The sequence below is a fragment of the Sphingomonas alpina genome, from assembly GCF_014490665.1.
Classification (GTDB): domain Bacteria; phylum Pseudomonadota; class Alphaproteobacteria; order Sphingomonadales; family Sphingomonadaceae; genus Sphingomonas; species Sphingomonas alpina.
The window spans coordinates 461,629-482,174 of the sequence record NZ_CP061038.1 but is presented as its reverse complement, the minus strand read 5'-3'; the positions used below and the strand labels follow the sequence as shown (position 1 = coordinate 482,174).

Annotated in this window: 20 protein-coding genes and 1 pseudogene; 10 read left to right on the top strand and 11 right to left on the bottom strand. The window is 63.8% G+C overall.

The annotated features are described in order from the left end of the window. Nucleotides 1-88 precede the first annotated feature (88 nt). The 7 genes and pseudogenes from H3Z74_RS02150 to groES all read right to left on the bottom strand — a co-directional run bounded on the left by H3Z74_RS02150 (nucleotide 89) and on the right by groES (nucleotide 8,984). The gene (locus H3Z74_RS02150; protein ID WP_187762380.1) at nucleotides 89-622 is read right to left on the bottom strand and encodes a hypothetical protein; all 534 of its coding nucleotides are present in this window, start codon (nucleotides 620-622) and stop codon (nucleotides 89-91) included. A gap of 14 nt (nucleotides 623-636) precedes the next feature. Next, on the bottom strand, nucleotides 637-2,535 hold the full coding sequence (pepF, locus tag H3Z74_RS02145; protein WP_187762379.1) for an oligoendopeptidase F: 1,899 nt from the start codon (nucleotides 2,533-2,535) through the stop codon (nucleotides 637-639). Nucleotides 2,536-2,687: 152 nt separating this feature from the next. Continuing rightward, on the bottom strand, nucleotides 2,688-2,924 hold the full coding sequence (locus H3Z74_RS02140; RefSeq protein WP_187762378.1) for a hypothetical protein: 237 nt from the start codon (nucleotides 2,922-2,924) through the stop codon (nucleotides 2,688-2,690). Nucleotides 2,925-3,041: 117 nt separating this feature from the next. Continuing rightward, nucleotides 3,042-5,582 carry a beta strand repeat-containing protein gene (locus tag H3Z74_RS02135; protein WP_187762377.1) on the bottom strand — a complete coding sequence of 847 codons (2,541 nt, stop codon included), beginning with the start codon at nucleotides 5,580-5,582 and terminating at the stop codon, nucleotides 3,042-3,044. A gap of 1,019 nt (nucleotides 5,583-6,601) precedes the next feature. Continuing rightward, nucleotides 6,602-6,715: pseudogene (locus tag H3Z74_RS24810) on the bottom strand (calcium-binding protein); the annotation flags it as partial. A 282-nt stretch (nucleotides 6,716-6,997) separates the two neighbouring features. After that, a complete protein-coding gene (groL, locus tag H3Z74_RS02125) occupies nucleotides 6,998-8,644 on the bottom strand; it encodes a chaperonin GroEL (RefSeq protein WP_187762375.1) in 1,647 nt (548 codons plus the stop codon). Nucleotides 8,645-8,696: 52 nt separating this feature from the next. Continuing rightward, complete coding sequence (groES, locus tag H3Z74_RS02120) at nucleotides 8,697-8,984, bottom strand: co-chaperone GroES (RefSeq protein WP_183109307.1); 288 nt, start codon at nucleotides 8,982-8,984, stop codon at nucleotides 8,697-8,699. Between the two features lie 196 nt (nucleotides 8,985-9,180). On the opposite strand from groES, the gene H3Z74_RS02115 reads away from it, so the two are divergent. Both H3Z74_RS02115 and H3Z74_RS02110 read left to right on the top strand, forming a co-directional pair. Continuing rightward, nucleotides 9,181-9,495 (top strand): hypothetical protein, encoded by a 315-nt coding sequence (locus H3Z74_RS02115; RefSeq protein ID WP_187762374.1) that lies wholly within the window; start codon nucleotides 9,181-9,183, stop codon nucleotides 9,493-9,495. A 35-nt stretch (nucleotides 9,496-9,530) separates the two neighbouring features. Further along, complete coding sequence (locus H3Z74_RS02110) at nucleotides 9,531-9,935, top strand: nuclear transport factor 2 family protein (protein WP_229726827.1); 405 nt, start codon at nucleotides 9,531-9,533, stop codon at nucleotides 9,933-9,935. On the opposite strand, the gene H3Z74_RS02105 is transcribed toward H3Z74_RS02110, so the two are convergent. Next, nucleotides 9,932-11,329, bottom strand: a complete 1,398-nt coding sequence (locus tag H3Z74_RS02105) for an MATE family efflux transporter (protein ID WP_229727044.1) — start codon at nucleotides 11,327-11,329, stop codon at nucleotides 9,932-9,934. The two genes, H3Z74_RS02110 and H3Z74_RS02105, sit on opposite strands and share 4 nt — an antisense overlap. Nucleotides 11,330-11,485: 156 nt before the next feature. Between H3Z74_RS02105 and sppA the strand changes: the two genes are divergently transcribed. Next, nucleotides 11,486-13,363 (top strand): signal peptide peptidase SppA, encoded by a 1,878-nt coding sequence (sppA, locus tag H3Z74_RS02100; RefSeq protein ID WP_187762372.1) that lies wholly within the window; start codon nucleotides 11,486-11,488, stop codon nucleotides 13,361-13,363. Beyond that, the gene (locus H3Z74_RS02095) at nucleotides 13,360-13,920 is read left to right on the top strand and encodes a GNAT family N-acetyltransferase (protein ID WP_187762371.1); all 561 of its coding nucleotides are present in this window, start codon (nucleotides 13,360-13,362) and stop codon (nucleotides 13,918-13,920) included. Before sppA ends, H3Z74_RS02095 begins: the two co-directional genes overlap by 4 nt. Nucleotides 13,921-13,938: 18 nt before the next feature. Here H3Z74_RS02095 and H3Z74_RS02090 read toward each other — a convergent pair whose 3' ends face one another. After that, nucleotides 13,939-14,439, bottom strand: coding sequence for a DUF2314 domain-containing protein (locus H3Z74_RS02090; protein ID WP_187762370.1), 501 nt, complete (start codon nucleotides 14,437-14,439; stop codon nucleotides 13,939-13,941). 42 nt (nucleotides 14,440-14,481) lie between these two features. Next, entirely contained in the window at nucleotides 14,482-15,114 is a 633-nt protein-coding gene (locus H3Z74_RS02085; protein WP_187762369.1) for a trimeric intracellular cation channel family protein, read from the bottom strand. 1,009 nt (nucleotides 15,115-16,123) lie between these two features. On the opposite strand from H3Z74_RS02085, the gene H3Z74_RS02080 reads away from it, so the two are divergent. The 3 genes from H3Z74_RS02080 (at nucleotide 16,124) to H3Z74_RS02070 (ending at nucleotide 17,610) form a co-directional block, all read left to right on the top strand. After that, the gene (locus H3Z74_RS02080; protein ID WP_187762368.1) at nucleotides 16,124-16,438 is read left to right on the top strand and encodes a glycine zipper 2TM domain-containing protein; all 315 of its coding nucleotides are present in this window, start codon (nucleotides 16,124-16,126) and stop codon (nucleotides 16,436-16,438) included. A 73-nt stretch (nucleotides 16,439-16,511) separates the two neighbouring features. Beyond that, nucleotides 16,512-16,940, top strand: a complete 429-nt coding sequence (locus H3Z74_RS02075) for an OsmC family protein (protein ID WP_187762367.1) — start codon at nucleotides 16,512-16,514, stop codon at nucleotides 16,938-16,940. A 106-nt stretch (nucleotides 16,941-17,046) separates the two neighbouring features. Next, complete coding sequence (locus H3Z74_RS02070; RefSeq protein WP_187762366.1) at nucleotides 17,047-17,610, top strand: glycine zipper 2TM domain-containing protein; 564 nt, start codon at nucleotides 17,047-17,049, stop codon at nucleotides 17,608-17,610. 89 nt (nucleotides 17,611-17,699) lie between these two features. Here the strand turns inward: H3Z74_RS02070 and H3Z74_RS02065 are convergent, their stop codons facing one another. Further along, the gene (locus H3Z74_RS02065; protein ID WP_187762365.1) at nucleotides 17,700-17,921 is read right to left on the bottom strand and encodes a hypothetical protein; all 222 of its coding nucleotides are present in this window, start codon (nucleotides 17,919-17,921) and stop codon (nucleotides 17,700-17,702) included. 157 nt (nucleotides 17,922-18,078) lie between these two features. On the opposite strand from H3Z74_RS02065, the gene H3Z74_RS02060 reads away from it, so the two are divergent. From H3Z74_RS02060 to H3Z74_RS02050, 3 genes are all read left to right on the top strand, one after another. Beyond that, nucleotides 18,079-18,849, top strand: coding sequence for a hypothetical protein (locus H3Z74_RS02060; protein ID WP_187762364.1), 771 nt, complete (start codon nucleotides 18,079-18,081; stop codon nucleotides 18,847-18,849). Nucleotides 18,850-19,055: 206 nt separating this feature from the next. Continuing rightward, on the top strand, nucleotides 19,056-19,433 hold the full coding sequence (gene crcB / locus H3Z74_RS02055; protein ID WP_187762363.1) for a fluoride efflux transporter CrcB: 378 nt from the start codon (nucleotides 19,056-19,058) through the stop codon (nucleotides 19,431-19,433). Continuing rightward, the gene (locus H3Z74_RS02050) at nucleotides 19,430-20,545 is read left to right on the top strand and encodes an RluA family pseudouridine synthase (RefSeq protein ID WP_187762362.1); all 1,116 of its coding nucleotides are present in this window, start codon (nucleotides 19,430-19,432) and stop codon (nucleotides 20,543-20,545) included. Before crcB ends, H3Z74_RS02050 begins: the two co-directional genes overlap by 4 nt. Nucleotide 20,546 lies beyond the last annotated feature (1 nt).

Below are 20,546 nucleotides of genomic sequence, written 5' to 3'. Positions count from 1 at the left end.
TAACGGACGGTCGCGGATCGGTGTTTGTCGGAATTCGCGGAAAAGCGAATTCCAGGGCGGTACCCTTCAGCGCATTTTCAAACCCTCGTCAGAGCGCGGTCAGCGTCATGCTGTGGCTGCAGCCGCCCGACACGATGATGCGGATCGCGGTCAGGTCATGCGTTTTCGGCGCGGTCGATGCCAGGTCGTCGCCGATCGCGTTCCGATCCGCCACGGAAAGCGGCGTGGCGGGCGCGAGCGTCGCGACCAGATTGGGCAACGCAGCCTTGAGCGGAGCGGATTCGCTGCAACCGGTCTTCGGGCGACTGATCAGGCGGACCTGCCACGCCTTGCCGTCGGGCAGTGCGAAGACCTGGGCCAGACCACCGGTCGCGGTGATCGTGCGGATCGTCCCGCCGGTGGTCGTATCGCGGATGCCATCCTTGACCGTACCGCCCTTCCACGGACCACCGGCTCCCTCGATCGCCGTCGTCGCCTCGTTCAGATCGGCCGCGAAGGCGGGCCGGGCGGGCGCAACAATGTTGGTCGCGCTATCGTCGTCCGCGACCGGCGCAGGCGCGGAATCGCATGCAGAGAGCGTCAGCAATACCGTCGCGGCGCTCATCCAGACCAGGCTTCGCATTCTTGTCATCCCCTTTACGCCATCAACGCTTCGCACTGGTCGAGCGTATCCTTGAAGGTCGCGATAATCGCCTGATACGGCGCCGGCGACGCCATATCGAGCCCCGCACGCTTGAGCAATGCGACCGGATGATCCGATCCGCCGGCCTTCAGCACGCCGAGATAATTGTCCCGCTCCTTCGCCCCGCCCTTCAGGATCGAGCGCGCGAAATAGGACGCGGCCGAGATCGAGGTGGCATATTGATAGACATAAAAGCTCGAATAGAAGTGGCCAATATACTCCCATTCGGATGCATAGACCGGGTCGATCGCGACTTTCGGCCCGTGATAGCGCTTGAGCAGGTCGAGATAGAGTGCGCTGAAGGCTTCGCCTGACAGCCCCTCACCCGCTTCCGCCTTGTCGTGGCAGGCCAGCTCGAACTCAGCGAACATGGTCTGGCGGAAGAAGGTGCCGCGAATCCCCTCGAGCTGCTGGCCGAGATAGAAGAGCTTCTCTTCCTTCGTCTTGGCACGGCCGACCATATAGGCGGCGAGCAATTGCTCATTACAGGTCGAGGCAATCTCGGCCGTGAACAGCGGATAGTCGGCCTTGTCATAGACCTGCGCTCTGGCCGCGAGCAGCGAGTGCATCGCATGGCCCCATTCATGCGCATAGGTGGTCATGCCTTCATAATTCTCGCCCAGATTGAGCAGCAGATAGGGATGCACGTCATAGGCGCCGGGGTTCATATAGGCGCCCGAGCGCTTGCCGGGGCGTGGCAGCGGATCCATCCATTTTCCTGCCGTCGCCTTGCCCAGCAGCGTGACATAATCGGGGCCGAGCGGCTTGACCGCTTCGAGCACGACGGAGCGCATTTCCTGGATGGTGACCTTGCGCTCCAGCGACACGAGCGGCGGATAAATATCGTAATAAGCCATATCGGGCAGCTTGAGCAGGCGCCGGCGCAGCTCGAAATAGCGGTGCAGTTCGGGCAGGCCCTTGTTGGTCTCGGCAACCAGCGTGCGATACACCGCCTCGGGCACGTCATTGCCCGACAGCGAGGCGGCGAGCGACGTCTTGTACCGCCGCGCCTTCATGTCGAACACATCGGCCTTGAGCTTCGACAGATAGGCAGCGCCGAGCGAGTTACGGAACTGGCCATAGGTCGCCCAGAAGGTGTCGAACACCTTCTTGCGATCGGCGCGGTTGGGTGCGTCGCGCACCAGCGTATAGCCCTGGTCGTCGAGCCGGATCGACTTGCCGGTCGACAGAGTGATGGTCGGCCAGGGAATGTCGGAAGCGACCAGCTGGCCGCGAATATCCTCCGGCCCCTGGAGCGGCGCGCTGGTGCTGGCGAGCAAGGCTTCCTCGTTCGCACTCAGCGTATGCGGGGCCTGGCGCAAGGTGTTGCGCAGCGAGAAATCGAAGCGCGATTTGAGCACGGCATTGGCGGCGATGAAGCCCTCGATCTTCTCCGCGCCGATCGCCAGTATCTCGGGCGAGAACCAGGACACCGCTTCACCATAGGCGGTGTAGAGATCGATCGCCTGTGCCTGGCGCTGCTGATTGGCGGAGACGCGGACATCCTCATCGGCCTTGAGGCTGACATAGACATAGATTCTCGCAATCGTCCGGCCCATGTCGGAGATGGCGACCATTGCCTTGGCCAACGTCTCGGCGCTGTCGCCGAGCTTGCCGCGCCAGGCAGTCAGCGACGGCACGGCAGTGAGCGCCCCCTTGCGCGCGGCTTCCCAAGCGGCGTCATCGGGATAGATTTCCGACAGGTCCCAGGCGGCACCGTTCGCCGTCGGTGCCGTCGCGGCGCCCAGCGCCCCGGACTCTAAAGCCCAGGCCGGTGTCGCCGCGGCGATCGTGGCGGCCAGCGTTGCGGTGGTGGAGGCGGCAAGCGCCTCGCGGCGAGTCAAACTGGTCATGGGTTCCCCCGGATTGCGATGCGATGACCCGTACTGTGTCGCGGCAGGCGGGCAATTGAAAGAGGGTGTGTCAATTCTGTAAGGCACCGGAAATCGAAGCGCCGGCCTCCCCGCAGCGGCAGAGGATGCCTAGTCTGCAGAGGGCCAGAGTATCAGCGGCCTGCGCCCGGATCCTGCTCCAGAATCAATTGTCGAACCGCGAGGCCAAGCGGCGTTAGATGTTGCGCGTTATTGACCAACCCTCGCGCATGGAGGGTTTGCCCGACGCGATGTTCATGGTCGTATGTCATGCCATCGCCAAGCTCCCACGCCCATGCGAGGGCGTCACGCTGCTCCTGCGTCAGCGTGGGCACCACTTTCCTTGCATGTGCGACAACCTTATCCGTCATGGACCAAACGAACGAGATGAAGGCGAGCGAGGCTGCATATCGCATCAGGCTGGAGCGAGGGATGGCTTGAGTCAACCGGCGCACATGGAAACCGGCATTTGTATCGTTGCTCGTCGATCACGGTACGACAAGGAAGTCGGCGCTGGTGATGGTGGCGGGATGATTGGCGAGGGTGGCGAAGATGATCGCCGCGCCCGCACCCGACCCATCGGCATCATAGGACAGGGTGCCGGTCGCCGCGTCGTACAGGATATGTTGATCCGCGGTGGTGGCAGGTCCGTTGCTGAACGCGCTGGCGCTGAGCGTGCCCAGCCCAAGCCCCGCAAAGACCGACTGGTCGAGCTCGATCCGGTCGGTGCCATGGACGAAGTCCGTGATCGTATCGACATTGGCGGTGCCGAGCGCGGTGTCGAACACGAACGTATCAGCACCGCCCAGGCCGGTGAGCGTGTCGCTGCCCAGACCGCCGTCGAGCCGGTTGCCGCCGGCATTGCCGCGCAGCGTGTTGACGAACGTGTTGCCGGTCAGGTTGATGAAGCTGGTTCCGGCATCATTTGCCGTCGCCAGTGTCTCGATCTCCTGCCCGGCGCCCAGAATATAGGCGCGCGTCGCAAGCACGGTGTCATTGCCCCCGCCCATCGCCTCGCGGACGATATCCTCGGCAACATCGACATAATAAATGTCGTTGCCCAGGCCACCCTGCATCGCGTCGATGCCGGCGCCCCCATCGAGGATGTTCGCCGCGCCATTGCCGATCAGGATATTGGCGAGCGCATTGCCGGTCCCATTGATCGCCGCTGCCCCGGTCAGCGTCAGATTCTCCAGCCCGGTCAGGCCATTGAGCGAGAAGCTGATCGAGCTCTGCACCAGATCGGTGCCTTCGCCGTCGAGCTCGATCACCCGGTCCAGGCTGTGATCGACGACATAGACATCGTTACCCAGCCCGCCATACATCCGATCGCCGCCGGCACCGCCATCGAGGATATTGCCGCCGGCATTGCCGCGCAGCGTGTTGGCGAATTCATTGCCGGTCAGGTTGATGAAGCCGGTCCCGGCATCATTGGCCGTCGCCAGCGTCTCGATCTCCTGCCCCGCCGCCAGCGCATAGCTTCGCGCGACGAGTACGGTGTCGCTGCCGCCGCCAACGCCCTCGAGGACGACATCCCCGGCGACATCGACATAATAGGTGTCGTTGCCCAAGCCGCCCTGCATGGTGTCGGTGCCGGCGCCGCCATCGAGGATGTTCGCCGCTGCATTGCCGATCAGCACATTGTTCAGCGCATTGCCCGTGCCGTTGATCGCCGCACTGCCGGTCAGCGTCAGATTCTCCAGCCCGGTCAGGCCACTGAACGAAAAGCTCACTGAGCTCAGGACAGTATCCGTTCCCTCGCCATCAAGCTCGATCACGCGGTCCAGGCTGTTGTCGATGACATAGGTATCGTTGCCCTTGCCGCCGTAAAGCCGGTCGCCGCCGGCCCCGCCGTCGAGCCGGTTGGCGCCTGCATTGCCACGAAGCGTGTTGGCGAACTCATTGCCGGTAAGATCGATGAGGCCGGTGCCGGCATCGCTGGCCGTCGCCAGCGTCTCGATCTCTTGCCCGGCACCCAGGGCAAAGCTTTTCGCGGCGAACACGATGTCGGTGCCGCCGCCGACCGCCTCCAGCACGGAATCGCCGGCGACATCGACATAATAAGTGTCGTTGCCCGCACCACCCTGCATCGTGTCGGCGCCGGCGCCGCCATCGAGGCGATTATTGCCGGCATTGCCGATGATCATATTGGCTCGCGCATCACCGGTCGCATCGATATTCGCCGTGCCGGTCAGGATCAGCGTCTCGATAAAGACGGACTGGGTGAAGGAAATCGAGATCGAGCTTTCGACCGTGTCGTTACCCTGGCCATCATATTCCAGCACCGTGTCGCTGCTTTCGTCGATGATGAAGTAGTCATCGCCCTTGCCGCCGATCAGCTGATCGCCGCCGCTATGGCCGTCGAGCCGGTCGTTGCCATCGCCGCCATTGAGAACGTCGTAACCGTCTCTGCCGATGAGCGTATCGTTCCCCCCCATGCCGAAGCTGGTGCCGAACCTGCCAGAGATGATCGTGTCGTCCCCGGCGCCGCCGATGATCTGGAAGATTGGAGGTGAATCGAAACCGACGAGCTGGTTCAGGTCGATCCGGTTGCCGGCATCGGACAGATAGAAATAGGTGGTGCCAATCACTGCCACGCCTGTCAGCGAGACGGTGCCGCCGTTCATGAAGACATAGCTGCCGTTGATGATGATATTGTTCAGCTGGGTGGTCGCGACGCCGATCTGGCCAGCGAACGTTCCGTTGAGCTGCTCGATCCCCGTGAACGTCGCGCCGGAAAGGTCCGTGAGGCCGATCTTGTTGTTGACGAAGATCGTGTCGAAGCCGTTGCCGCCGTTGATCTGCTCGCCGGCCCCGACCTCGGTCGCGGCATCGATATAGATGCGGTCCGCGCCGTCGCCGGCGTTGACGATGTCCGCTCCCGCACCGGCATGGATCGTGTCCGCGCCGCTGCTGCCATTGATCGTGTCGTCGCCGTCCCCGGCAAAGATCGTCACGATGGCCGATTGATTGGCGATGGTGATCGTATCGCCATAGCCCGATCCCCAGATCGTCTTGACCGACTGCATGTTGCGGATCGTGCCCCCGCCGAGCGAGAACGGCCCGCCATTGATGATCGATGCGGTGTCGATCGTTACCCCGCTCGTCGCGCCGGCCAGCGACAGCCCCAGCGTGTTCCACCCGGTGCCGCCATCGGCATCGTCGCCATAACCGATCGACAGATAATCGTCGCCATTCCCGCCGGACAGCTGATCATGTTCAGCCCCGAGGTCCGCCTGGCTGGCTGCGACAATGTCATTGTGATCGGAATAGAGGTAATCATTGCCGTCATTGCCGTTGATCCGGTCGGCGCCCGTGCCGCCCTGGAGAAAGTTCCCCCGGCGCCACCGTCCAGGATATCGTCGCCATCCTGACCATAAGCGGACGTATCGGTGCCGCGATCGACGATCGTGATGGTATCATTGCCTGCTCCGCCATAGGAGAGCCGGCCCGACACAGTGAGCGTGTCGTCGCCATCGCCACCAAAACTGACACTGGATGTACTGACGGCGTTGATGATGTCGTCGCCAGCCTCGCCATAGAGATAATGACCTTCACCGGCATCATCGAGCGTATCGTTACCCTCGCCGCCATAGATATCGCCGGTGCCCGTGCCGGCCGTGATATGATCGTCCCCGCCCAGGCCGAAAATCGGACTCTTCACATTGGAATATAGGTCGCCGCCGATGATGGTGTCGCCGAATTCACTGCCGTCGATCCACAGGACCGACGAGATATATCTTATCGTACCGCCCCCGACGGTGATCGCGCCGCCACTGGTGAGCCCGCGAAAATCGACCGTCACCCCGGCCGAGGCGCCCTGGAAGCTGATCAGCAGATTGGAATATTCCAGGCCGCCATAAACATTGTCGCCATAGCCGGCATAGATCGTGTCATAACCGCCGCCGCCATCCAGGTTGTCCACGGCGCTGCCGGTGTCGAGCACGGGGCGGACATAACCGGGATTGGTGCCATTGAGCGGCGCCTTCCAGGCCGGCGATATGACGGACGAATACAGAATATCGTCGCCCGCGCCGCCATTGATCGTGTCCGCGCCGTCGCCGCCCGCCAGGACGTCCTTGCCGTCGTTACCCGAAATCTGGTCGTCGTCGCTGCCGCCGGTATAGACGTCATCGCCCGGCGTTCCGTTATAAACCGACATCTGCCTCTCCACGCGACTCGATAGCTCGGCCACGCTATCACAACTTGTCGGAGCGGTAGTGCAGACCCGCGCGAATTTTGAATCGGCGCGACGTTATTGAAGCAACGGTCCCGGAACGAAAAAAGGGCCGGGGTTGCCCCCGGCCCTTTTTTGCGTTGGTCGATGTTTGGCATGGGCGCGGGCAAAGCCCGCGCTTTCGTCGGACGGGTCTGGGGGCATTGCCTCCGGTCCGCCTCGGGCGAGTCCTGATTGAGCTTTCGCTCAATCAGGCCGCCTTTCGGCTTAGAAGTCCATGCCGCCCATGCCGCCCATGCCGCCACCGCCGCCCATGGGCATGGCAGGCTTGTCTTCGGGCAACTCGGACACGGCGGCTTCCGTCGTGATGAGCAGGCCCGACACCGAGGCTGCGTCCTGCAGCGCGGTGCGAACGACCTTGGTCGGATCGATCACGCCGGCTTCGACGAGGTTCTCATAGACGTCGGTCTGAGCGTTGAAGCCCTGGTTCGGGTCATTGCCCTCGAGCAGCTTGCCCGAGATCACCGCACCGTCATGACCGGCATTCTGCGCGATCTGGCGGACCGGCGCGTAGAGCGCCTTGCGGACGATATCGATGCCGCGGGTCTGGTCGTCGTTCGCGCCCTTCAGGCCTTCGAGCGCCTTGGTTGCGTACAGCAGCGCCGTACCACCACCGGGGACGATGCCTTCTTCGACCGCTGCGCGGGTCGCGTGGAGAGCGTCGTCGACGCGATCCTTGCGCTCCTTGACTTCGACTTCGGTCGAACCGCCGACCTTGATCACGGCAACGCCGCCGGCGAGCTTGGCAAGACGCTCCTGGAGCTTCTCCTTGTCGTAGTCGCTGGTGGTGTTCTCGATCTGCTGGCGGATCGCATCGGTGCGGCCCTTGATCGCTTCATGGTCGCCAGCACCATCGACGATGGTGGTGTTGTCCTTGTCGATCGTGACGCGCTTGGCGGTGCCGAGCATGCCGACGGTCACCGACTCGAGCTTGATGCCCAGGTCTTCCGAGATCATCTCGCCCTTGGTCAGGATCGCGATGTCCTCGAGCATCGCCTTGCGACGATCACCGAAGCCAGGCGCCTTGACCGCTGCGACCTTCAGGCCGCCGCGCAGCTTGTTGACGACGAGCGTGGCCAGAGCCTCACCCTCGATGTCTTCCGCGATGATCAGCAGCGGACGGCCCGACTGAACAACCGCTTCCAGGATCGGGAGCATCGCCTGCAGGTTCGACAGCTTCTTCTCATGGATCAGGATGTACGGGTCGTTCAATTCGACCGACATCTTTTCCGGGTTGGTGATGAAGTAAGGCGACAGATAACCGCGGTCGAACTGCATGCCTTCGACGACATCGAGTTCGAATTCGAGGCCCTTGGCTTCCTCGACGGTGATCACGCCTTCCTTGCCGACGCGCTCCATCGCTTCAGCGATCTTCTCGCCGACGACGGTGTCGCCATTGGCCGAGATGATGCCGACCTGTGCGATTTCCTTGGTGCCCGAGACGGGCTTGGAACGTGCCTTGATGTCCTTGACGACTTCGATGACCGCAAGGTCGATGCCGCGCTTCAGGTCCATCGGGTTCATGCCGGCCGCAACCGACTTCATGCCCTCGCGCACGATCGCCTGAGCGAGAACGGTCGCGGTGGTGGTGCCGTCGCCGGCCACGTCGTTGGTCTTCGAGGCCACTTCGCGCAGCATCTGCGCACCCATGTTCTCGAACTTGTCCTTGAGCTCGATTTCCTTGGCGACGGTGACGCCGTCCTTGGTGATGCGCGGTGCGCCATACGACTTGTCGATGACCACGTTGCGGCCCTTCGGCCCAAGCGTGACCTTCACCGCATCGGCGAGGATGTCGACGCCGCGCAGAATGCGTTCACGCGCGTCACGCGAAAATTTTACGTCCTTGGCTGCCATGTGAGGCTACCCTTTCAATGTAAAAGTTGGAAAATCTGAAGAGGCGAAAAGGTTAGCCGACGATCCCAAGGATATCGGATTCCTTCATGATCAGCAGGTCTTCACCGTCGACCTTGACCTCAGTGCCCGACCATTTGCCGAACAGGATCTTGTCGCCGGCCTTGACGTCGAGCGGGGTGATCTTGCCGTCATCGGCGCGGGTGCCGGTGCCGACGGAGACGACTTCGCCTTCCTGCGGCTTTTCCTTGGCGGTTTCCGGGATGATGATCCCGCCTGCCGTCTTCTCTTCCGCTTCTACCCGGCGGACGAGGACGCGGTCGTGCAACGGACGAAAGTTCATGCGCGATAGCCCTTCTAGTGGTGATGATCTGAATCGTTGTTAGCACTCTTACGAGTCGAGTGCCAGCACGGCGCATATGTGGAGCCGCCCTGCGATCGTCAACCACCCTGCGACGAAAAGCCCGTGGCGCGGCGTGGAACGGGTTGCGAGCCAGCCACGGCCGCGACAGAGTGGTTGAGCATCCTGGGAGGCAATCTTGAAAAAAGCGCTTCGCGTCGTCCTGCCCTTTATCAGCCTGCTCACCAGTCTCGCTGGGACAGAAGCAAGGGCGGCGGCTGAAGCTCTTCCAATCTATAATTTCGATATCTTCTGCCGGAAGCTTTCCGGTGGCGATTTTGCAAAAGACGTGAAATGCGGCGAACAGGAAGGTGCCGCCTATTCGACGCTCGAGAAGATTTGGGCCTCCGTCCCGGAGCAGCGCAAGGTCGAGTGCCACAATGTCGCTTATGATGCCGACAGCGGCGCAGGCTCCTACGCCCTTCACCTGCGCTGCATCGAAAAAGGGAAATAATGGCCATGATGTCAATATATCTTCTTGCGTCGGCCATGGCGGCGGCCAGCCCTGCGGCACCGGCCGATGCGGCGACCATCGCGGCGATCGAGGCGACCTGCTTCGACTATATCGATGGCCAGCTGGAGGGAGCGCCCGACCGGGTGGCGCGGTCGCTCCACCCCGATCTCGCCAAGCGCGCGGTCATCGGCGACACGCCCTATGAGCGCCTCGGCTTGCGCCGCATGACCAAGGAAGAGCTGGTCAATCTGACCAGGAACGGCGCACTCAAGACGCTGCGCGAGAAATGGGACCGGTCATGCCGGGTCCTCGACGTCACCGACAGCGCGGCATCGGTACGCCTGGAAACGCCCTGGTTCGTCGACTATTTCCATATGGGTCGGTTCGACGGCAAATGGATCATCGTCAACGCGCTCTGGTACAGCAAGCCGAAGACCTAGTTTGGCAATAAGCCCAGCCGCCCTCGCGCCGACCAGCGCCATAGCAGCAGCGCCGACACCGCAAGCAACCCGGCGCCTAGCCCGAGCCAGATTCCGACGCCCTGCAAGCCGAAAGTGAAGCCGAGCAGGATCGCGGTGCCGAACCCGATCACCCAATAGCCGAACGCGGCGATCAGCATCGGGATGCGGGTGTCCTGCACGCCGCGCAGGATGCCGGCCGCCACTGCCTGCGCGCCGTCGACCAGCTGGAACAGCGCGGCGACGGCGAGATACTGAAGCGCGAGCCCCACGACCACCGCGTTCGCGGGCGCATCGGCATCGATATAGGCGCTGATGAACAGCCGCGGTAGCGTCCAGATCGAGGTCGCCGTCACCACCATGAAGCCGATCCCGACGATCAGCGCGACACGGCCAGCGCGCGAGATCCACAGATGATCGCGCGCGCCATAGGCCATGCCGACGCGGATCGTCGCCGCCTGCGCGACGCCGAACGGCACCTGGAAGGCGACCGCGGCGATATTGAGCGCGATCGCGTGCGCCGCGACCTCGGCGACACCGATCAGACCCATCAGGATCGCCGCCCCGCCGAACAGCGCCCCCTCGAATGTCCAGGTCAGCGCGATCGGCACGCCGAGCCGGACGATCTCGAAGAAGCGCGGCCATTCGGTGCGCCACCAGCGGCCGAACAGCCGGTAGCGACGCAGGCCGCGATCGCGGAGCAGGATCGCCACATAGCACAGCATCATTACGGTCATGGTCACGACCGTGGCGATCCCCGATCCTTCCAGGCCGAGCGCGGGAAAACCGGCATTGCCGAACACCAGACACCAATTGCCGAGGATCGCCGTCAGCAGCGCAAGCCCGGTGACCAGGAATGCCCAGCCGGGCCGCCCCAGCGCGGCGGCCGTGGTGCGCATCACGGCGGCGGCAATCCCGGGCACCAGCGCGAACAGTGTGATGTCGAGGAACGCACCCGCACGACGCGCGACGGCGGGGTCCTGCCCAGCCGCGAGCAGCAACGTCTCGCCATGCGCGAGCACGATCAGGAACGGCAATGCACCGAGAATCGCCAGCCACAACGCCATGCGAAAGGACCGTCTTACTTCGCGCACGGCATGGGCGCGCCGGCCGAGCTCGGCAGCGATGATCGGCGCGGCGGCGCTGGTCAGGCCGATCAGCGCGAACATGATGACGTTGAACATGAACACGCCAAGCGTCGCGGCGGCGAACTCGACCGTGCCAAGCCGCGCGACGAAGATCACATCGACCCCCGCGACGCCCATCTGCAGCAGATTCGCGCCGACCAATGGCCCGGCGAGCCACAGCAATGCACGCAGTTCGCCGCCCATGGTACGGGGTGCGCGGCCGACGGTTGGCGGGGTGATGGCGGTCATCGTCACGCCCACGCCCCTATCGGGCAATGGTCACGACGTCACGTCCGTCCGGCTGCAGGGCCGCTTATAATGCGCCCCGTATTGCTGAAACCACACACGCCGGGCTAGATGGCCCAGGATAGCGGGCAACCCGCGCCGGCAACGGAGACTGCAGACGTGAAATTGGTTCGAGGCGCCTGGAAGATCCTGGTCGGCATCAAGGACGCGCTGGTGCTCGCCGCCATGCTGTTGTTCTTCGGCTTATTGTTCGCCGTGCTTGCCGCCAAACCCAGCCCGGCAACGATCGGCAATGGCGCGCTGGTGCTCGACCTGAACGGCTCGATCGTGGAGCAGCCAGCCGAGGCGGATGCCTTTTCGGCATTCGCCGGCGGCAGCGCGCCAGTCAATGAATTCCGCCTGCGCGACGTGGTGCGCGCGCTCGACAAGGCGAAGGATGACGACCGCGTGAAGGTCGTGGTGCTCGACCTGGACAGCTTTACCGGCGGCTATCCGGCAGCGCTGAATGAAGTCGCCGAGGCGGTCCGCCGCGTCCGCGACAGCAAGAAGCCGGTGCTGGCCTATGCCACCGGCTATACCGATGCCGGCTATCGCCTTGCCGCCAATGCGAGCGAGATCTGGATGAACCCGATGGGCGGTACGCTGTTCACCGGACCGGGCGGCAGCCAGCTTTACTATAAGGGGCTGATCGACCGGCTCGGCGTCAATGCGCACATCTACCGCGTCGGCAAATACAAATCGTTCGTCGAACCCTATACGCGCAGTGACCAGTCGCCCGAGGCGAAGCAGGCGTCGCAAGCGCTGTACGGCGTGATCTTCGACCAGTGGAAACAGGCGATCGCCAAGGCACGACCCAAGGCGAAGTTCGATCCGTTGCTGATGACCCCCGACGCGGTGGTGACCGCAGCGCAGGGCGACATCGCCAAATCGAACCTGGACGCAGGGATCGTCGACAAGCTTGCCGAGCGGATCGATTTCAACAAGCGCGTGGCCGAGATCGCCGGCAGCGACACCAACAAGCCGGCGGGTAATTTCAACACGATCAAATATGCCAATTATCTCGCTGCCAATCCGCTGCCGACCGGTGGCGACGCGATCGGCGTGCTGACGGTGGCAGGTGAGATCGTCGACGGCAAGGCCGATACCGGCACCGCCGGTGGCGACACGATCGCCAAGGCGCTGTTCGATGGGCTCGCCAAGAAGAAACTCAAGGCTTTGGTCGTGCGGGTCGATTCGCCCGGTGGCTCGGCGCTGGCGTCGGAAACGATCCGCCGCGCAATCCTAGAGGCGAAGGCGCAGAAGCTGCCGGTGGTCGTGTCGATGGGCTCGGTCGCGGCGAGCGGCGGGTATTGGGTGGCGACGGCAGGCGATACGATCTTTGCCGAACCGACCACGATCACCGGCTCGATCGGGATTTTCGGGATCATCCCGACGTTCGAGAACACGTTGGCCAAGATCGGCGTGACGTCGGACGGGGTGCGCACCACGCCGATGTCGGGACAGCCGGACGTGATCGGCGGCACCACACCGGAGGTTGACCGCGTGCTGCAGGCCGGGATCGAGCATGGCTATCGGCAGTTCCTGAACCGCGTCGCCGGCGCACGCAAGCTGACGGTCGAGCGGGTCGACGAGATCGCCCAGGGCCGCGTCTGGGACGGCGGCACCGCGCGCCAGCTCGGCCTGGTCGATCGTTTCGGCACGCTGAAGGATGCGATCGACGAGGCGGCAAAGCGCGCCAAGCTCGATCCGGCCAAGGTCCATGCCGTCTATCTCGAAAAGGAACCCGGATGGCTGGCAAAACTGGCCGCGCAATGGAGCAGCGGCGACGATGAAGAGGAGGCCGGCGGCGATGTGTTCGCGCGCATCAGCGGGGATCGCAAAGCGGTCTTTGCGCGCGCGGTTGGCGACATGCAGCGCCTGACCCGGACATCGTCGATCCAGGCACGCTGCCTGGAATGCGCCGGCATGGGCCCTGCCCTGCCAAGCCGTGACGATCTGCGCGTGATGGACCTTCTGCTCGCGAGGTTCACCAAGTGATCGTGATCAGGGCAGCGCGGCCCGAGGATGCCGCCGCGATCGCCGCAATCTACGCGCCGCATGTGCTCACCGGCACCGTGTCGTTCGAGACCGAGGCACCCGACACGCGCGCGATGCGCGGCCGGATGGCGTCGTCCGACGGGCTCTATCCGTGGATGGTCGCGACCAATGGCGATGAGGATGGCGGCGTGATCGCCTATGCCTATGCGACGCGTTTCCGCGACCGTCCGGCCTATCGCTATGTCGTCGAGACATCGATCTATGTCGCCGGCACGGTGCAACGCCAAGGCGCAGGCCGACTGCTTTACGAAGCGCTGATCGACACGTTGCGCGCGCAAGGGTTCACTCAGGCGATCGGCGCGATCGCCTTGCCCAATGAAGGGTCGATTTCTCTTCACGAAGCGGTCGGTTTCCGCCGCGCCGGCGTCTATCGCGAGGTCGGCTACAAGAATGGCCAGTGGATCGATGTCGGTTTCTGGCAGTGCGAACTGAACGACGCGGTCGTGCCGCCGATCGAACCCAAGCCGTTCAGCGAAGTGGGCGTGGTGCGGATCTGACGCCGCCGGGCATCGATCTCACCAACCGAGCGCGGTACGATATTCCTGCGCTTCGGCTGGTGGCATTTGATCGAGCAAGACGCGCGTGGTGTAATGGCCCTGCATGCGCGTGCCTTTGCGATATTGCCAATCGATGATGTCGGCCTCGTTGATCTTGACGCTCTGGCCGATCGAATAGCCCGGTGCTTCCGGCACATTGCCCAGCACCCCGACAACGCCATCCGCATCGCGCGTCGCTACCGATGCCCAGATATATTCGGCCGCCGGTCCAGGCAGAAGATCGAATTTGACTGAGAACATCGATTCGTCGGCGGCGGGCTTTGCCTGATGTTGCCAGAATTCCGGCAATGTCCGTCGCCCCTCCCGCTTCGCGGCTTCCATCGCCGCATCATCGGGTGCGACTTTGATCACCTCGTCCTTCGATGCCGGCTTCTCATCTTGCCGAACGGGATCGGAACAGCCCGCCACTAGGACGGCCGCCAGCATCGCCACGAACATATTGAGCCTCGGATTTCTCATCACCCAGTCATGCTGGGGGAATGGCTCGCCCGGCACAAGAGGTCAGCGCCGCCCGCGATAGGCCGGCAGGGCAAGGCGGAAATGGATCGCGGCGGCACGGAGCGCGAACCCCGCCAGCGCGGCGATCGTCGCGGCGACAGCGACCGGCGCACCGATCAGCACCAAGCCGATATAGAGCGTCGAGGCGAGTGCCGCCGCCGTCACATAGAGCTCGGGCCGCATCAGGATCGATGGCTCGCCCGCCAGCACGTCGCGGATGATGCCGCCAACGCAGGCGGTGACGACGCCCATTAACACCGCGGGGACCGGGGGCACACCATAGCCCAGCGCCTTGGCCGCGCCGAACACCGCATAAGCGGCGAGCCCGACAGCATCGAACCAGTCGAGCGCCGCGCCCTTCCACCAGCGTTCGGGCGTTGCCCAGATCACGAAAGCGACGAGCAGGCACACCGCGGCATAGCGGCTGTCCTGCATCCAGAAGACCGGCGCACCGATCAGCAGGTCGCGTACCGTGCCGCCGCCGACCCCGGTAATCAATGCGAAGAAAGCGAGCGTCACCATCGTCTGCCCGCGCTTCGCGGCGGCGAGCGCGCCGGATGCGGCGAACACGGCGAGGCCCGCAATGTCGAACCAGGGGGCGAATTCGGGCAGGACATGCGTGGCGACGGGAAGCATTGGCGATCTGTAGCGAAGTCGGCGGCGTTCGCGAAGATGGCGATGACGGATGCCTGCCCCCATCGTCACCCCGGACTTGCTTGGCGGATATCCCTTCGGGCGAGGATTGGCACGATCGAGAGCGATTGCGCCTTCCGTGTGCTCCCGCGAAGGCGGGAGCCCGGACTGGATTCCCGCCTTCGCGGGGACACAAGGTCCCTTAGCCAAAAGGGATAAGCACCGACTCGTTCCGGGATAACGGCGATAATGTGGGACGGCAGTGCGACTTGATATACCGGACCGGAAAGCCCCAAACGCAAATAGGGGCCGGCATTGCTGCCGACCCCCTGTCGCCGGACTTCGACCCGCTTCGCATTCCTGAAAGAATGCCCGCGCCTTCTGGTTTCGGCGGCACGCTCCCCCTGCGCCGCGAACGGCAGCAGGCTTTGCGGTTCGGTCACCGGGGCCGGGTGCGACGATCTTGCGACCTTCAGCTACCCCGGCCTCGGCGGCCAGCTCAAGTCAGGGTCGAAACCCTGGCCCTCGCCTCGGCCACTCTCTATCCGGATCCGTCTCGCTCGTCCCGAAGGGCCAGCGCGCGCTCATCCGGCTTCCTGCAGCCAACGCCCTTCTTCATCGCGGGGACTTCGAAGGACGCCTGGAATGCCTGCCTCGTCTCCTTTCGACCGCCACCGTTTTCACGGTCTTGCTCGATCGGCTCGGGGGACCTGCATCCCGCCGACATCGCCAATGGTTTCCTTGCGGCACCTGTTCGCTCTCTCGGCATAAGCTCCTGATGTTTCTGCGATTTCTCGCTTCCGCATCCCTTGCTTACAGTCATGATGCTGTCATCAAAACCGAGTCGCACCAACAGGAAAACGACATGCCTCGGCTGTGGATAACGTGGATAACATGGATCGATCTGCCGCGCCCGATCGCACATGAACGGATCGTTGTTTTGGGTTCATGCAACCTGGGTTAGAAACGGAGCGTTACGGACCCGGTATTGATTCAGATAAAGGGAAATCACATGCGCAGTTTCATCATGGCACTTACCGCCGCCTCGCTCGTCATCCCGGCGACAATGGCATTCCCCACCGCCCAGGCGGAGGCACGCAAGCGGAACCACGAATATCGCGAATGGCGCGGTCGTGACGGCCGCACCTATTGCCGCAAGCCTAATGGCACCACTGGCCTGATCGTCGGCGGCGTTGCCGGTGCATTGGTCGGCCGCACCATCGACACGCGTGGCGACCGCACGGTCGGTACACTGGGCGGCGCGATCGCCGGTGGCCTGCTTGGTCGTGAAATCGACCGCGGTGGCAGCAAGCGCCGTTGCCGCTAAGCTTTTGCGGCACCACTTAAGGGGCGCGGCGTGATGCCGCGCCCCTTTTGGTATCTGCAAAGGATCTCACGACATGACGACGCGCAGCGGATCGGCCCGGTACGAGGGCTTCGGCAAGGACGGCAAGGGCCATGTCTCGACTCAGTCGGGCGTTCTTTCGGATACGCCCTATGCCTTCAATACGCGCTTCGGCGACGAACCCGGCACTAACCCCGAAGAACTGATCGCCGCCGCGCACGCCAGCTGCTTCACCATGGCGCTGAGCTTCGCGCTCGCCCGGGCCGGCTTCAGCGATGGCACGCTCGAGACCAGTGCTAAGGTCACGCTCGACAAGGACGGTGACGGCTTTTCGATCACCAAGTCGGAACTGGATCTGAAGGCGACCATCGCCGGAATCGACGCGGATCAATTCGCCGCGATCGCCGCGGACGCCAAGGCGAACTGCCCGGTGTCGAAAGTGCTCAACGCGGAAATTTCGCTGACGCACAGTCTGAACAGCTGATCCACAACGCTGTCGGGTTGATGAACGGAAGGTAGTTTTCGGTTCACGCAACCCGGCGGCGGCATGGGCGTTCTTTCTCCATCGTTCACGACCAAGGAAACGCGTCATGCGTATCGCACTTCTCGCCGCACTTGCGGCGATCGCCCTGCCCGCCATCCCGGCGGTCGCACAGGACAATCCGCGCGAAGCCAATCGCGAATATCGTGAGGATGTCCGCGACGCGCAGCGCGACTATCGCCGCGACCGGCGTGACGCCGATTCGCGCCGGGACGTTCGGGAAGCCCGCCGGGACTATCGCGAGGATATTCGTGACGCACGCCGCGACCGCAACCGCTCCGTGCGCGACTGGCGCCAGTATCGCAATTACGACTATAACCGCTACGAACGCGGCCAGCGTACCTATTATGCCGACCAATATTATCGCGACGGCCGTTATTATCAGCCACGCCGGCTGGGCCGCAACGACCGCATCTATCGCGGCAACAATGGCCGCTATTATTGCCGCCGCAACGACGGCACCACCGGCCTGATCATCGGCGGCATCGCTGGTGGCCTGCTCGGCAATTCGATCGCCAATGGCGGGTCGAAGACGCTTGGTACGCTGCTTGGCGGCGGTGCGGGCGCGGTGCTCGGCCAGTCGATCGACCGCGGCCAGATCAACTGCCGCTAAAGGCGAAATCGCCGAAAACGACGCCAGAAACGACGGGGCCCCGGTGATCGATCACCGGGGCCTTTTCGTATCCGCTCAGGCGAGAAGGATCAGAGCAGGCCGCCGCCGACGAACAAGCGGATCGCGCAGATGATCACCAGGATGATGTTCAGATTGCGCCCCGCCTTGCTCGACGACAGCGCGCCAAGCGCGATGCCGACGATCCCGATCGGGATGGTCAGCCAGTTAAGCCAGCCAAGCAAAGGGATGAAGCCCACCAGGGTGAGGACAAGGACCAGCAGGCCGACCAGGATCGATGCGATGTTAAACATGATCGGAACATGGCGGCGGTGTGTTCACTGCGCAAGTGGTGATCGACCGCGATGCTCCTGTGGCGCCCCGCCCCTCTACCCCGGCGCTCAATCCGGTGTCCCCAACGCAATCTTAACCCATTTCCGGGCATGTTTGTCGCCTGTGCGGGAGTGTCTGATGGTTCGCAGTCGATATTTTGGAGCGATGGTTCTGGTCCTGCCCGTGGCGCTTGCCGCGTGCGGGCCGCGTGAGGGTGAGCGCAATCTCGATTCGCTCGACCAGGAGCTGATCGACGGCAATGCAGCGGGCAATAGCCGCGATCCGGCTCTGACGAGCGCGTTGCAGGATCAGATCATGGTCGATCCCACGCTGACGCAGCAAGCCAATAACGACGCCGTCCGCCCGCCGGCGCGACCCTATTCCGGCGCGGTTCCTGCCGACGGCATCGCCGCCGGCGCCCGCGGCACGACCGGCGCCGCGACGAGCGAGACGCTGAAATCCACCCCGGCGCCCAAGGCCGGTTCATGCCCGCAATGCGACGCGGCGCGCGAATCGCTGACGCTCGGCGCACTTGCCGCACGCCAGAAGAATGGGGGCACGGCGAGCTGTGCGACAAATTTGCGCTATTCGACGCGCTGGGCACAACGCATGCCCACCGACGTGCCGCTCTATCCCGATGCGCGGGTCAGCGAAGCGGCCGGCACCGAAACTGGTAACTGCACCGTGCGCGCGGTCAGTTTCGCGACCTCGGCGCCGCTGCAGACCGTGCTCGACTGGTATTATACCCGCACCACCAATGCCGGCTTTTCGGCCGAGCATCAGGCCGAGGGCGACGAACATGTCCTGGGCGGGACTCGGGCGCGCGACGATGGCGCCTTCGCGCTATTCCTGACCAAGCGCCGCGATGGCGGCACCGATGTCGATATCGTGGCGAACAACGGGCGCTGACTGAGCTTACATCCTATATATTTCTCTTCCCCGGCGAAGGCCGAGTTGAGACGCGTTTGCGGTGATGTGAGGGACCTGTTTACAGCGACCTTGCAAACTGGACCCCGGCCTTCACCGGGGAACAACGAGGTTCCGAATGACGGCAGGATAATCGACTGCCACCACAACATTTCTCTTTCCGCGTCATCCGCGCTAACGCGGGCGCCATGAATTCCCTTCTTCTTGTCATGGCCGGCGGCGCGGTCGGTTCCGGCGCGCGATTCCTGACCGGTCGCGCAACGCTCGCCTGGTTCGGTCCCTCCTATCCCTGGGGCACGCTTGCCGTGAACCTGATCGGCGGTTTCCTGATGGGCGCGCTGGTCGGCACGCTCGCCCGCACCTCCGTCCCCGGTGAAAACTGGCGCCTGCTGCTCGCGGTCGGCGTGCTCGGTGGCTTCACCACTTTCTCGGCCTTTTCGCTCGACACGGTCGTCATGCTGCAGCGCGGCGACCTGGGCATGGCCGCCCTCTATGTCCTGGCATCGGTGATCGGCTCGATCGTCGCGCTGTTCGTCGGACTCTCGCTCATAAGGGCAGTAGCATGAGCGACACGAAAAAAGCCGCCGGCAACGAGGCCGAAGTACGCCAGTTCAATGTCGGCGCCGATGATGACGGCATCCGGCTCGACCGCTGGTTCAAGCGGCATCTGCCCGACACCAGCTTCACCACCGTCGCGAAATGGGCGCGCACCGGCCAGCTGCGCGTCGACGGCGCGCGCGCGACGCCGGGCGACCGCATTGCCGCCGGCCAGTCGATCCGAGTACCCCCGGCCGAACCGGTCCGCGAGGATGCACCGAAGAAGCGCGAACGCCCGCCGCTCAGCGACGAACAGACCGATTATATCCGCGAGATGGTCATCCACCGCGACAAGCAGGCGATCGTGCTCAACAAGCCGGCGGGCCTCGCCACGCAGGGCGGGACCAAGACGCACGAGCATGTCGACGGCCTGCTCGACGGGCTGCAGTTCGACGGCGAGAGCCGCCCGAAACTGGTCCACCGCCTCGACAAGGACACGTCGGGCGCACTGCTCATCGCACGCACCACGCGCGCGGCGGCGTTCTTCGCCAAATCCTTCTCCTCGCGCAGTGCGAAGAAAGTCTATTGGGCGCTGGTCGTCGGCGTGCCGTCGATCGAGGACGGCATGATCGAGCTGCCGATCGCCAAGCAGCCCGGCAGCGGCGGCGAGAAGATGCATGTCGACGAAGCCGAGGGCAGCCCTGCGCGCACCCGTTACCGTGTGATCGAACGCGCCGGCAACAACACCGCCTGGCTCGAACTGATTCCCTATACCGGCCGCACGCATCAGCTGCGCGTGCATCTCTCAGCGATCGGCCACCCGATTGTCGGCGACGGTAAATATGGCGGGCAGGCCGCGTTCCTGACCGGCGGGATCAGCCGGAAAATGCATCTTCATTCGCGGCGCATCCGGATCGACCATCCCGATGGCGGCGAAATCGAGATCCAGGCCGAACTGCCGACGCATTTCGCCGAGAGCCTGAAGCATCTCGGCTTCGACGAGATGCTCGGCAACATGATGCCGCTCGACACGCCGCCGCCGCCAAGCAAGGCGGTCAAGAAGCAGCAAGCCAAGCAGCACGCGAAGAATCTGCGCAAGGACCGCAAGGGCGAGCGCCGCCGTCGCGGCAGCCGCGACTAGC

Bases quoted from the DNA above. Each gene is read 5' to 3' on its own strand.
- H3Z74_RS02140 (WP_187762378.1), bottom strand. From the start codon at position 2,924: ATGACGGATAAGGTTGTCGCACATGCAAGGAAAGTGGTGCCCACGCTG.
- H3Z74_RS02065 (WP_187762365.1), bottom strand. From the start codon at position 17,921: ATGTTTAACATCGCATCGATCCTGGTCGGCCTGCTGGTCCTTGTCCTC.
- H3Z74_RS02110 (WP_229726827.1), top strand. From the start codon at position 9,531: ATGGCGGCGGCCAGCCCTGCGGCACCGGCCGATGCGGCGACCATCGCG.
- groL (WP_187762375.1), bottom strand. From the start codon at position 8,644: ATGGCAGCCAAGGACGTAAAATTTTCGCGTGACGCGCGTGAACGCATT.
- H3Z74_RS02080 (WP_187762368.1), top strand. From the start codon at position 16,124: ATGCGCAGTTTCATCATGGCACTTACCGCCGCCTCGCTCGTCATCCCG.
- pepF (WP_187762379.1), bottom strand. From the start codon at position 2,535: ATGACCAGTTTGACTCGCCGCGAGGCGCTTGCCGCCTCCACCACCGCA.
- H3Z74_RS02105 (WP_229727044.1), bottom strand. From the start codon at position 11,329: ATGACCGCCATCACCCCGCCAACCGTCGGCCGCGCACCCCGTACCATG.
- H3Z74_RS02135 (WP_187762377.1), bottom strand. From the start codon at position 5,582: ATGCAGTCGGTCAAGACGATCTGGGGATCGGGCTATGGCGATACGATC.
- H3Z74_RS02150 (WP_187762380.1), bottom strand. From the start codon at position 622: ATGCGAAGCCTGGTCTGGATGAGCGCCGCGACGGTATTGCTGACGCTC.
- crcB (WP_187762363.1), top strand. From the start codon at position 19,056: ATGAATTCCCTTCTTCTTGTCATGGCCGGCGGCGCGGTCGGTTCCGGC.
- H3Z74_RS02060 (WP_187762364.1), top strand. From the start codon at position 18,079: ATGGTTCGCAGTCGATATTTTGGAGCGATGGTTCTGGTCCTGCCCGTG.
- groES (WP_183109307.1), bottom strand. From the start codon at position 8,984: ATGAACTTTCGTCCGTTGCACGACCGCGTCCTCGTCCGCCGGGTAGAA.
- H3Z74_RS02050 (WP_187762362.1), top strand. From the start codon at position 19,430: ATGAGCGACACGAAAAAAGCCGCCGGCAACGAGGCCGAAGTACGCCAG.
- H3Z74_RS02070 (WP_187762366.1), top strand. From the start codon at position 17,047: ATGCGTATCGCACTTCTCGCCGCACTTGCGGCGATCGCCCTGCCCGCC.
- H3Z74_RS02075 (WP_187762367.1), top strand. From the start codon at position 16,512: ATGACGACGCGCAGCGGATCGGCCCGGTACGAGGGCTTCGGCAAGGAC.
- H3Z74_RS02090 (WP_187762370.1), bottom strand. From the start codon at position 14,439: ATGAGAAATCCGAGGCTCAATATGTTCGTGGCGATGCTGGCGGCCGTC.
- H3Z74_RS02085 (WP_187762369.1), bottom strand. From the start codon at position 15,114: ATGCTTCCCGTCGCCACGCATGTCCTGCCCGAATTCGCCCCCTGGTTC.